Annotated in this window: 8 protein-coding genes; 3 read left to right on the forward strand and 5 right to left on the reverse strand. The window is 73.6% G+C overall.

Features of this window, described 5'->3' with window-relative positions; translation table 11 throughout:
- Positions 1 to 55: 55 nt before the first annotated feature.
- Positions 56 to 2,266: a protein kinase domain-containing protein gene (locus ACMTAK_RS23155; protein ID WP_413807968.1), complete on the forward strand. Its 2,211-nt coding sequence runs from the start codon at positions 56 to 58 to the stop codon at positions 2,264 to 2,266.
- Positions 2,267 to 2,362: 96 nt separating this feature from the next.
- Here the strand turns inward: ACMTAK_RS23155 and ilvD are convergent, their stop codons facing one another.
- The 4 genes from ilvD to ACMTAK_RS23175 all read right to left on the reverse strand — a co-directional run bounded on the left by ilvD (position 2,363) and on the right by ACMTAK_RS23175 (position 6,898).
- The gene (ilvD, locus tag ACMTAK_RS23160) at positions 2,363 to 4,213 is read right to left on the reverse strand and encodes a dihydroxy-acid dehydratase (RefSeq protein ID WP_413807969.1); all 1,851 of its coding nucleotides are present in this window, start codon (positions 4,211 to 4,213) and stop codon (positions 2,363 to 2,365) included.
- A 186-nt stretch (positions 4,214 to 4,399) separates the two neighbouring features.
- A complete protein-coding gene (locus tag ACMTAK_RS23165) occupies positions 4,400 to 5,029 on the reverse strand; it encodes a TetR/AcrR family transcriptional regulator (protein ID WP_037955069.1) in 630 nt (209 codons plus the stop codon).
- Positions 5,026 to 5,871, reverse strand: a complete 846-nt coding sequence (locus ACMTAK_RS23170) for a sugar phosphate isomerase/epimerase family protein (RefSeq protein WP_413807970.1) — start codon at positions 5,869 to 5,871, stop codon at positions 5,026 to 5,028. The genes ACMTAK_RS23165 and ACMTAK_RS23170 overlap by 4 nt, the downstream gene beginning before the upstream one ends.
- Positions 5,872 to 5,968: 97 nt before the next feature.
- A complete protein-coding gene (locus ACMTAK_RS23175; protein ID WP_413807971.1) occupies positions 5,969 to 6,898 on the reverse strand; it encodes a Ppx/GppA family phosphatase in 930 nt (309 codons plus the stop codon).
- 150 nt (positions 6,899 to 7,048) lie between these two features.
- Between ACMTAK_RS23175 and ACMTAK_RS23180 the strand changes: the two genes are divergently transcribed.
- A complete protein-coding gene (locus tag ACMTAK_RS23180; protein WP_413807972.1) occupies positions 7,049 to 8,035 on the forward strand; it encodes a hypothetical protein in 987 nt (328 codons plus the stop codon).
- A 746-nt stretch (positions 8,036 to 8,781) separates the two neighbouring features.
- On the opposite strand, the gene ACMTAK_RS23185 is transcribed toward ACMTAK_RS23180, so the two are convergent.
- A complete protein-coding gene (locus ACMTAK_RS23185; RefSeq protein ID WP_413807973.1) occupies positions 8,782 to 10,494 on the reverse strand; it encodes a sigma-70 family RNA polymerase sigma factor in 1,713 nt (570 codons plus the stop codon).
- Between the two features lie 174 nt (positions 10,495 to 10,668).
- Here ACMTAK_RS23185 and radA point away from each other — a divergent pair, with 174 nt between their 5' ends.
- Positions 10,669 to 12,093: a DNA repair protein RadA gene (gene radA, locus ACMTAK_RS23190; protein ID WP_413807974.1), complete on the forward strand. Its 1,425-nt coding sequence runs from the start codon at positions 10,669 to 10,671 to the stop codon at positions 12,091 to 12,093.
- Positions 12,094 to 12,268: the final 175 nt, after the last annotated feature.

Consider the following 12,268-nt stretch of genomic DNA (forward strand, 5'->3'; position numbering starts at 1 on the left):
CGCGAGCCGGGCCTAGAGTGACCGCCGGATCGTGGGTCGGTGGGAGAAGGCAGGAATGGCACTGCGCGCCGGGGACCCGGAGTCCATCGGAGGCTACGCACTCGAGCGGCGGCTCGGCCGTGGCGGGATGGGCACGGTGTATCTGGCCCGGTCGCCGTCGGGGCGGCGGCTGGCGCTGAAGGTGGTGCATCAGCAGTTCGCCGACGACGACGAGTTCCGGGTGCGGTTCCGCCAGGAGGTGGCGGCCGCCCGGCGGGTCAGCGGCGCGTTCACCGCGGCCGTCGTGGACGCGGACCCCGATGCCGTGCTGCCGTGGATGGCGACCTCGTACGTCCCCGGCCGGACCCTCGCCGAGCGGGTCGCGGCGGGCGGTCCGCTGCGCGGCGCCGAGCTGCGGCGGCTGGCGATCGGGCTGGTCGAGGCGCTACGGGACATCCACCGGGCGGGCGTGGTGCACCGGGATCTGAAACCGGCCAACATCGTGCTGTCCGACGAGGGCCCCCGCGTCATCGACTTCGGCATCTCCCGGGCGGCCGACCACCAGACGCTGACCATGACGGGCCGGGTCATGGGCACGCCCCCGTTCATGTCGCCGGAGCAGCTGCGCGATCCGCGCGAGGTCGGGCCGGAGTCCGATGTGTTCTCGCTGGCGACGGTGCTGGTGTACGCGGCGACCGGCCAGAGCCCGTTCGACGCGGACAGCCCCTATATGACCGCCTATCACGTGGTGTACGAACCCCCGGCGCTGGACACGGTGACCGGGCCGCTGCGTGACGCGGTCGCGGACTGCCTCAGCAAGGAACCGCCCGCGCGGCCCGGGCTGGACGAGCTGCTGGAACGGCTGCGGTCGCTGCCCGAGGACGACGACGGTGACGACGGTAAGGGCGGTAAGGGCGGTGACGACGACCGTAAGGACGTCACGGACGCGGACGGCGGCATCGGCGAGGGCGACGAGGGCGGCGCCGCCGTGCCGACCGAAGTCGGCCGTGCGCCGGGCCGCGGCTATCTGACGCGCCGTCCCCTGATGCTCGCCGCCGCGGCCACGGGCCTGGTCGCCGCGATTGTGGGGACGATCGTCTACCTCGGGTCCGGATCCGGACCCGAGGGCGAGCCGGATGCCCGCCCCACCACCCGCTCGTCGGCGAACGGCTCGCTCCCGTCCGGCTGGCGCCCCTGGCAGCGCACCCTCGCCGGGCCCGGCACCGACATCGTGACCAGCGCCAATGGCGCTCCGCGCTCGGTCAGCGGGCCGACCGGCCGCCGCTGTCTGCCCTCGGGCACGGATCTGTACTGCGCTGGTTCCGGGATCGCCCTGACCCGGCTGGACGTCCGGGGGCGGGTGGCCTGGCACCGGTCGGCGAAGCCGAGCGAGCTGATCGGAGTGGCGGGCGGTCTTGTGCTGGGCACCGTGGAGAAATCGGACGGCACGGCCCGGCTGGAGGGCTATCGCACCAGCGACGGTGAGCGGGTCTGGCGGACCGACATCGGCAGCGCCTACCAGGGGGCGGTGTTCCAGCGAGGGGACCACCCGGCCGTGCTCACCCAGAGCTGGGACGAGGAGACGTTCCAGGCGGTGGACGTGCGCACCGGCCGCACGCTCTGGTCGCGCCGGGTCGGCCACGGGCTGAGCTGCGGTCCGGATGTGGTGGCCGGACGCCCCCTCGCGGACTGCGGACCGCTGGAGGACCGGGGCGACCCGGCCGTTCCGAGCGGGCTCTACACCCTCTCCCCCACCACGGGAGCGCCCCGGCGGATCGGCACCCTGTACGTGGGCTCCTTCCTCGCCGAGCGCTCGGGCGAGCTCCTCTGTCTGGAGCAGCGCGAGCACGACACCGACGACTACACCGATCTGCTGTTCCTCGGCACGGACGGGGGACGGCAGCGCCGGGTGAAGCTGCCCGAGGGGCTCTCCGCCCAGCAGATCACGCCCGCGCTGGTGGGCGACACGCTCTACTTCGTCCGGCAGAACGGCGAGGTCACCGCCGTCACCACGACCGGGAAGCGGCTGTGGAGCAAGGCGACGCAGGTGGAGTGGCTGGGCCCGCCCGTGGTGTCCGGGCGCCGGAACGCCCTGTATCTGGCCACCGCCGCGGGCCGGGTCATCGCGCTGGACCGCCGGGACGGCCGGGTGCTGTGGCGGACCAAGGCGCGTACCGACCCCGGTGGCATCCCCGCCGAGCTGACGCTGAGCGGGGACGCCCTCACCACGATCTACGGATACGACACCCTGGAGGCGTCCGGGATGGACGTCAGCCGGGGCGGCTGAGGCGGAAGGACGGCGGCCGAGGCGGCTGCCGCGCGAGGTCGGCCGAAGCGGCTGATTCGGCGCGACGGCAGCCGAAGCGGCCGATGCCGCGCGAGGTCAGCCCAGCTGGCTGATGTCGCGGACCGCGCCCTTGTCCGCGCTGGTGGCCATCGCCGCGTAGGCGCGCAGCGCGGTGGACACCTTGCGCTCGCGGTCCTTCGGGGCGTAGACCCCACCGAGCTCCTCGCGGCGGGCCGCCAACTCCTCCTCGCTCACCAGGAGATCGATGGAGCGGGCGGGGATGTCGATGCGGATCCGGTCGCCGTCCCGGACCAGGGCGATCGTGCCGCCGGACGCCGCCTCCGGCGAGGCGTGGCCGATGGAGAGGCCCGAGGTGCCGCCGGAGAAGCGGCCGTCGGTGACCAGCGCGCATGCCTTGCCCAGGCCCCGGCCCTTGAGGAAGGAGGTCGGGTAGAGCATCTCCTGCATCCCGGGGCCGCCCTTGGGGCCCTCGTAGCGGATGACGACCACGTCGCCCTCCTTGACCTGCTTGCCCAGGATCCGCTCGACGGCCTCCTCCTGGGATTCGCAGACCACGGCCGGGCCCTCGAAGGTCCAGATGGACTCGTCCACGCCCGCGGTCTTCACCACACAGCCGTCGACGGCCAGATTGCCCTTGAGGACGGCGAGCCCGCCGTCCTTGGAGTAGGCGTGCTCCATGTCGCGGATGCAGCCGCCGGCGGCGTCCGTGTCCAGGGAGTCCCAGCGCTCGGACTGCGAGAAGGCGGTGGCGGAGCGCTTGCAGCCGGGGGCCGCGTGCCACAGCTCGACGGCCTCGGCGGACGGCGAACCGCCGCGCACGTCCCAGGTCTTGAGCCAGTCGGCGAGCGAGGAGCTGTGCACGGAGTGGACGTCCTCGTTCAGCAGTCCGCCGCGGAACAGCTCGCCGAGGATCGCCGGGATGCCGCCCGCGCGGTGCACGTCCTCCATGTAGTACGTGCCGCCGGGGGCGACGTTCGGGGCGACCTTGGCGAGGCACGGCACCCGGCGGGAGACCTCGTCGATGTCCTTGAGGTCGTAGTCCAGACCGGCCTCCTGGGCGGCGGCCAGCAGATGCAGGATCGTGTTGGTCGAGCCGCCCATGGCGATGTCGAGCGCCATGGCGTTCTCGAAGGCGGCGCGGGAGCCGATGGAGCGCGGCAGAACCGTCTCGTCGTCCTGCTCGTAGTGGCGCTTGGTGATCTCCACGACCGTGCGGCCCGCGGTCTCGTAGAGCGCCTTGCGGGCGGTGTGGGTGGCCAGCACCGAGCCGTTGCCCGGCAGGGAGAGGCCCATCGCCTCGGTCAGGCAGTTCATCGAGTTGGCGGTGAACATGCCGGAACAGGAGCCGCAGGTCGGGCAGGCGTTGTTCTCGATGCGGAGGATGTCCTCGTCCGAGACGCTCTCGTTGACCGCGTCCGAGATGGCGTTGATCAGGTCCAGCTTGCGGACGGTGCCGTCCACGAGCGTGGCCCGGCCCGCCTCCATGGGGCCGCCGGAGACGAAGACGGTCGGGATGTTGAGCCGCATCGCGGCCATCAGCATCCCGGGGGTGATCTTGTCGCAGTTGGAGATGCAGATCAGCGCGTCCGCGCAGTGCGCCTCGACCATGTACTCCACGGAGTCGGCGATCAGGTCGCGGGAGGGGAGGCTGTAGAGCATTCCGCCGTGGCCCATGGCGATGCCGTCGTCCACGGCGATGGTGTTGAACTCGCGCGGAATGCCGCCCGCCGCGTGGATCGCCTCGCTGACGATCCGGCCGACCGGCTGGAGGTGGGTGTGGCCGGGCACGAACTCGGTGAAGCTGTTGGCGACGGCGACGATCGGCTTGCCGAAGTCCTCGCGCGCTACGCCGGAAGCCTGCATAAGGGCGCGGGCGCCCGCCATGTTACGGCCGTGGGTGACGGTGCGAGACCTCAGCTCGGGCACGGTGCTCGGCTCCCTCGTGATACGTGCGTCCTGCGGATCGGATCGGAGTCTTCTGAGCCTACGCCTGTGTCCACGGATCCGGATGGTCCGTCCGGATCCAGAGACGGCCGGGTCACTGAGCGGAACGGGTCGATCAGCTCTCGGTCAGCGATGGGGCCGTTCACGCCGTGCCGGACAGGATTTCGATCAGCTCTCGGTCAGATAGCGCTGGAGAGTGGGCCCCACCATGGCCACGATGTCGTCCGCCTCCGCCGAGGCCATCGGCTCCATCCGGATCACATACCGCAGCAACGCGATCCCGATCAGATGCCCGGCCGCGAGCTGGGCCCGGAACTCGGGGTTCGGGACGTCCAGCTCACCCGCCATCCGCACCAGCACCCGGCGCTCGATCATCCCGCGCAGCACCGCCGCGGCGGTCTCGTTGGTCAGCGCCGAGCGCATCACGGCGAGCAGCGGCAGCCTGCTGACCGGGTTCTCCCAGATGCCGAACATATAGCGGGCCATCCGCTCGCCCGCGCCCTCCCGGCTGCCGTGCACCGCGTCCGGAACGCCCATGGCGGGGGCGAAGATCAGCTCGATGGCGGCCTCGAAGACCTGCTCCTTGGTGCCGAAGTAGTGGTGGACCAGCGCCGGGTCCACCTCGGCGGCCTTGGCGATGCCGCGGATCGAGGTCTTGTCGTAGCCGCGCTCGGCGAACTCGTTGCGCGCCGCGATCAGGATCCGGTCGCGGGCGGCGGGGCCGTCGGACGCGCTCGTACGGGCCGGGCGGCCGCGCTTGCGCGGGGGTGTGGCGGACCCGGATGCGGCGGCGGTCATGAACCGGGCACCGCCCTGCTCCGCCGGTTGGCCGAGGCCGGCGAGGCGAGGTGCAGCCTGGTGAAGGCCAGGGCCTCCGCCAGATCGGCCTCGCGCTCGGTCGTGGACATGGCACGCCGGGTGTTGACCTCGACGACCACATTGCCGTCGAAACCGCCGACCGCGAGCCGTTCCAGCAGCTCGGCGCAGGGCTGGGTGCCGCGCCCCGGCACCAGGTGCTCGTCCTTGTTGGAGCCCTGGCCGTCGGCGAGGTGGAGATGGGCCAGCCGGTCGCCCATGCGGTCCACCATCCCCAGCGCGTCCGTACGGGCGGTGGCGGTGTGCGACAGGTCGATCGTGAAGTGGCGGTAGTCGTCCTGGGTGACGTCCCAGCCCGGGGCGTACGCCAGCATCTCGCGGTCGCGATAGCGCCACGGGTACATGTTCTCGACCGCGAACCGCACATCGGTCTCATCCGCCATCCGCCAGATTCCGCGGACGAACTCGCGGGCGTACGCCCGCTGCCATCGGAACGGCGGGTGGACCACGACGGTGGACGCGTCGAGCTTCTCGGCGGCCGCCCTCGCCCGCTGGAGCTTCACCCACGGGTCGGTCGACCAGACCCGCTGGGTGATCAGCAGACAGGGGGCGTGCACGGCGAGGATCGGCACCTGGTGGTAGTCCGAGAGCCGACGCAGCGCCTCGATGTCCTGGCTGACCGGATCGGTCCACACCATGACCTCGACGCCGTCGTAGCCCAGGCGTGCCGCGATCTCGAAGGCCGTCGCCGTCGACTCCGGATAGACCGAGGCTGTGGACAGCGCGACCTTCGCATCCGGGATGCGCACCACTGGCTCTGTCACGAGGGACAGCGTACGGCGGCTGCTCTCCGCAACCGAACCGCGGCCGCCTTTGCGGTTGAACGGCCGCCGCTTTCCGGCCCCGGTCACGCTCCTCGGGTCAGGTCGGCAGATGGTCCAGGCGGCGGAGGATCACGCCCTCGCGCAGCGCCCACGGGCAGATCTCCAGCTGCTCCACGTCGAACAGGTCCATCGCGGCCTCCGCCACCAGCGCCCCGGCCGTGAGCTGCCCGGCGCGGCCCTCGGAGACCCCGGGCAGCTCGGCCCGCTCCTGGGTGGGCATGGCGGCCAGCTTCGGAACCCACTCCTCCAGCGCCCGGCGGGTGAGCCGGCGCTCCACGTACAGCCCCTCGGCGGAACGCGCGGCGCCGGTGATCCTGGCCAGCTGCTTGAAGGTCTTGGAGGTGGCCACCACATGGTCCGGCGTCCCATGACGGCTGAAATCGCCGACGCTCCGGGCGATCTCGGCCCGCACATGGCGCCGCAGGGCCCGTACGTCCGCCGGGTCGGGCGGATCGCCGGGCAGCCAGGACCCGGTCAGCCGGCCGGCCCCGAGCGGCAGCGAAACCGCCGCGTCGGGCTCCTCGTCCATGCCGTACGCGATCTCCAGCGAACCGCCGCCGATGTCCAGGACCAGCAGCTTCCCCGCGGACCAGCCGAACCAGCGACGGGCGGCCAGAAAGGTGAGCCGCGCCTCGTCCGCGCCGCTGAGCACCTGGAGCCGTACCCCGGTCTCCTCGGCGACCCGGGCCAGGACCTCATCGGCGTTGGACGCCTCGCGGACGGCGGAGGTCGCGAACGGCAGGACGTCCTCGACACCCTTGTCCTCGGCCGCCTCCAGCGCCTCCCTGACCACCGCGATCAGGCGGTCGACGCCGTCGGGGCCGATGGCCCCGTGCCCGTCGAGGAGTTCGGCCAGCCGCAGCTCGGCCTTGTGCGAATGCGCGGGCAGCGGGCGCGCGCCGGGGTGGGCGTCCATCACGAGCAGATGAACCGTATTCGAACCCACGTCGAGGACACCGAGTCTCATAACGTGAACGCTACTGCTCCCAGTTCGGTGTCATGCACAGGTCCCCTACGATCTCGCACCTGAGCCGCGCCTGAGCCGCATCTGAGCCGCGCCGGGGACGTGCGCGGTCCCCACCTCCGGGTTTTCGCCGAAGGCGCCTACCCTTGCACCGTGGCAAAGACGAAAAAGGCGAAGCAGGACAAACGCCGGAAGGCCGCCCTGGAGTGGGCGGCCGGGGAGCCGATGCCGTCCGGGGCGGAGCCTGGGGCGGAGACCGGGGCGGAGGGCGCCGAAGACGCCCCGAGCGCCGAGGACGAGGTCGGCCTGGACTTCGCCCGCGCATGGGTGGAATTCCCCGATCCGGCCGACGACGAGCAGCTCTTCCGATGCGATCTGACCTGGCTGACCTCCAAGTGGACCTGCATCTTCGGCCAGGGCTGCCAGGGCATCCAGGCGGGGCGGGCCAGCGACGGCTGCTGCACGCTGGGCGCGCACTTCTCCGACGAGGACGACGAGGCGCGGGTCGGACGCCATATGGCCCGGCTGACCCCGGAGATCTGGCAGTTCCACGACGAGGGGCACGCCTCGGGGTGGGTCCAGGAGGACGACGACGGCGAGCGGCAGACCCGGCGCCACAAGGGCTCGTGCATCTTCCAGAACCGGCCGGGCTTCGCGGGCGGCGCGGGCTGCGCGCTGCACATCCTGGCGCTGCGGGAGGGGCGCGAGCCCCTGGAGACCAAGCCGGATGTGTGCTGGCAGCTGCCGGTGCGCCGGTCCTACGACTGGATCGACCGGCCGGACGACACCCGGGTGCTGCGGATCAGCATCGGCGAGTACGACCGGCGCGGCTGGGGGCCGGGCGGCCACGATCTGCACTGGTGGTGCACCTCGGCCACCTCGGCGCACGGGGCCGGGGAGCCGGTGTTCCGGTCGTACCGGCCGGAGCTCACGGAGCTGATGGGCAAGGCCGGGTACGACCGACTGGCCGAGCTGTGCGAGCAGCGCATGGCGTCGTCGCTGCCGCTGCTGGCGCCGCATCCGGCGGATCCGGTTGCTCCGGTTGTTCCGGTGGATCCGGCGGACCGGGTGGATCCGGCAGGCCCGGACGTTCCGGTGGACCTGGCCGATCCGGCGGACCCGGCGGACCCGGCCGACTGACGCGGCTGTGCCGGTGTCATGGGCGGACCCTGGTGCCCGCCGCGGGCATCACGACCCGGCGCGCCCAGGGGGTGTCCGGCGGGCCACGCGGCGGAGCCGCACATCGTTGCTTTCCCCTCCCCGCCCCTTCCCGTTACCAGGGGGCTCCGCCCCCTGGACCCCGAAGTCTGGGGCAGAGCCCCGGTCCGGAGCCTGGGGTCTGGGGCGGAGCTCCCCGCCCGAGGCCTGGGGCACAGCCCCGATCCGGGACCTGAGGCGGAACCCCGGCCCAGGACCTGGCACGCAGCCCCCGGCCAAAGACAGAGGCGCAGCCTCATCCGGGGGCTGGGGCGGAGCCCCGGCCCAGACCCAAGGACGCAACCCCAACCCCGAACCTGAAGCAGAACCCCGGCCCAGAACCCGGCACGCAGCCCCCGGCCCAAGGACAGAGACGCAGCCCCATCCAGAACCTGGGACACAGCCCCGGCCCAGTACCTGAAGCAGAACCCCGGCCCAGAACCCAGGACGCAGCCCCCGGCCCAGGGGCTGAGGCGCAGTCCCATCCGGGGGCTGGGGCGGAGCCCCAAGCCCGGACCTGAAGCGGAACCCCGGCCCAGGGCCTGGCACGCAGCCCCCGGCCAAGGACAGAGGCGCAGCCTCATCCGGGGGCTGGGGCGGAGCCCCGGTTTCGGGAAGGGGCGGGGAGGGGAACAGCCCGCCGCAGGCGCCACGGCCGACGCGTCCGGCCCACCCAACACCGCATCGCGTCACCGCATCGCGGCAGGCGAACCGGACGGCGTCGGCGACGGGCCGCTCGCGGCCGGGGTCGGCTGGCCGGAGGGGCCCGTGGGGCTGGGCGTGGGCTCGGGGGACGTACCCCGGCCCTCGATCAGCACCACCGCGCCCGCCGGATCCACCGAGACCCGCGCGCTCCAGTGCCCGGCCGGCTCCCGGTCGTGGTCCACCGAGACCGTGATGGTCGTGGAGTCGCCGGGCCGCAGCACCCCGGCCGGGTGGTTCAGCTGGAGCCAGGGCGCCCCGGCGGAGGCCGACCAGTGCACCGGTGAACCGCCGGACGCGGTGAGAGTGATGATCGTCACATCGCCCTCGGGGTGGGCCGTGACCGTGAGCCGCCCCGGCCCTGGCGCGGGCCGGGAGGGTCCGGAGCCGTCCCCGGGGCGGCCGCCACCGGCCGGGGAGCCGTCCGGGCGGGACGCCTCGCCGCCCCTGTGCCCCGGCCGCTCCACCACACCGTCCGCGTCGATCACCTCGACCGACACATCCGACGCCCCACGGCCCGCCTTGGCGCCGCGCGGGCCGGAGCCGATCCGCGTGCCGGAACGGTCCTGCGCACTGCCGGTCTGCTCGTACGAGCGCCGGGCGGGCCGGTCCTGACCGGCCGGGGCCTGGTCCGCGCCGTCCGCGTCGGCGGCGGCCACCGAGTCCGTGTCGCGCTCGTCACCGGCGAGCGGGGCGCCCCGGTAGGCGGCCCACAGGGCGAGCACCGGGGCCGCCACCACCGTGGCGACCACCGTCGTGGTCATCACGCGGCTGCGCATCCGGCTGCGGCGGGCGGCCCGGTCCTGGGGTTCCAGCGGAAAGCCGCGCCGGTCGAACCGGGGTCCGGCGCCCGCGCGGGCGGGCCGTCCGCCCGGCGCGCCCAGCAGCGCGGCGTGCACGGCGGCGCGGGGAGCCTCCACCACCGGCAGCGCGGCGGGCGCGGCCGCCGTACCGGGCCAGGGCCCGTCGGCCGTGGCACGCTCGGCCATCCGGCGGCACTCGCGGCAGTCGTCCACATGGCGCACCAGCTCACGGCGGAGAGCGGCGGAGAGCAGCACCTGAGTGTCGCCCGCGAGCCGCGCGACCACCGGGCAGTGGCCGAGCTCGACGACGGCGAGCGCGGCGCGGGTCCGCTCCACCTCGCAGGCGGCGCTGGAGAGCAGGGCGCGAGTCTCCTCCTGGTCCTTGCCGAGCACGGCGGCCACCTCGGAGGGGCCCAGCCGGTGGCGCACCGCGAGCTCGAGCGCCTCGCGCTGCTCGGCGGAGGTCCCGGCGGCCTCCGGCCAGGCCAGCGCGGCCAGTTCGCGGCGGCGCTGGGCGGCGAGGGGCTCGGGCAGCTCGGCCCCGGCGCCGTCGCCCGGGGTGTCCGTCCCCGTACGGCCGCGGCGCTCGGCCAGCTTGCGCAGACAGGCCCAGCGGGCGACCGCGTAGAGCCACGGGCGGGACAGCTCACCCTCCGCGGTCACCCGGCCGCGCCCCCGGCCGGTGCGGCGCTCGGCCACCGCCAGTACGTCGCCCACCGCGACGGCCGCGGCGTCGTGTTCGCACAGGGCCGACAGGCAGTACGTGAACAGGCCGTCCAGGTACGGCTCGTAGCGTTCCGGAGGCCGCTGGGGGCGGGTGGTGGTGGAGCGGGGCGCACGGCGCCGCGCCCGCTGTGCGCCGGTGGTCTGTGTCGAGTGCTCGGACCTGCTGCTCATCACCCGGCGACGGTAGGCGGATGATGCAGACTTCCTCGTGCCACTTTCGCTGTTTTAACCCTTACGGGTGACCATCTCGCTCATAAGGGGACAGGTGTCCCCCTCCGGTGGCCACAACCTGATATGCGCCCGGCGCGGTTCGGCTCTGTCGGTGGGCGACGCTAGCGTTACGGCATGGCTGCCCGTAGCTCCTCCCGCTCATCCGCCAAGGACCGGCCCTCCTACCGCTGTACGGAGTGCGGCTGGACCACCGCCAAGTGGCTCGGCCGCTGCCCGGAGTGCCAGGCGTGGGGCACCGTCGAGGAGTACGGGGCGCCCGCGGTGCGCACCACCGCACCCGGCCGGGTCACCTCGGCCGCCCTGCCCATCGGCCAGGTGGACGGCCGTCAGGCCACCGCGCGGGGCACGGGCGTGGACGAGCTCGACCGGGTGCTCGGCGGCGGGCTGGTCCCGGGCGCGGTCGTGCTGCTCGCCGGGGAGCCCGGGGTCGGCAAGTCCACGCTGCTGCTGGACGTGGCGGCCAAGGCCGCCTCCGAGGAGCACCGCACGCTCTACATCACCGGTGAGGAGTCGGCGAGTCAGGTGCGGCTCCGCGCCGACCGCATCGGCGCGCTGAGCGAGCACCTCTACCTCGCCGCCGAGACCGACCTCTCCGCGGTCCTCGGCCATCTCGACTCGGTCAAGCCCTCGCTGCTCGTCCTGGACTCGGTGCAGACCGTCGCCTCGCCCGAGATCGACGGCGCGCCGGGCGGGATGGCCCAGGTGCGCGAGGTGGCCGGGGCGCTCATCCGCGCCTCCAAGGAGCGCGGGATGTCCACGCTGCTGGTGGGCCATGTCACCAAGGACGGCGCCATCGCCGGGCCCCGGCTGCTGGAGCATCTGGTCGATGTCGTGCTGCACTTCGAGGGCGACCGGCACGCCCGGCTGCGGCTGGTGCGCGGGGTGAAGAACCGCTACGGGGCGACGGACGAGGTCGGCTGCTTCGAACTGCACGACGAGGGCATCACCGGGCTCGCCGACCCCTCCGGGCTGTTCCTCACCCGCCGCGCCGAGCCGGTGCCGGGCACATGTCTGACGGTCACCCTGGAGGGCCGCCGGCCGCTGGTGGCCGAGGTGCAGGCGCTCACCGTGGACTCCCAGATCCCCTCCCCGCGCCGCACCACCTCCGGTCTGGAGACGTCCCGGGTCTCGATGATGCTGGCCGTGCTGGAGCAGCGCGGCCGGATCAGCGCGCTGGGCAAGCGGGACATCTACAGCGCCACGGTGGGCGGCGTGAAGCTGTCCGAGCCCGCCGCGGACCTCGCCGTGGCGCTCGCGCTGGCCAGCGCGGCCAGTGACACCCCGCTGCCGAAGAACCTGGTGGCGATCGGCGAGGTCGGGCTCGCGGGCGAGGTCCGGCGGGTCACCGGGGTGCAGCGGCGGCTGGCGGAGGCGTCCCGGCTCGGCTTCACCCACGCCCTGGTGCCGGGCGACCCGGGCCGGATCCCGGACGGGATGCGGGTGCTGGAGGTCGCGGACATCGGGGACGCGCTGCGGGTGCTGCCGCGGCGCCGGGAGCGGGGCGAGAAGGCGCGGGTGGAGGCGGAGGACCGGGGCTGACATGGTGGGGGGCCGGGCTGACATGGTGGGCGGCCGGGCTGACATGGTGGGCGAGGCGTCACCGGAGCGGTGGCCGGAGCGTGGCCGAGTGCCCTGGTGAGGGCGTACGGCAGGGGCCGGTGGGCCGGGTGGCGCGCCGCCCAGGGGGAGTCGTGCTCCGCTTCGCCCCTACGGG

The organism is Streptomyces lacaronensis (assembly GCF_047337785.1).
Taxonomy (GTDB): domain Bacteria; phylum Actinomycetota; class Actinomycetes; order Streptomycetales; family Streptomycetaceae; genus Streptomyces; species Streptomyces lycopersici.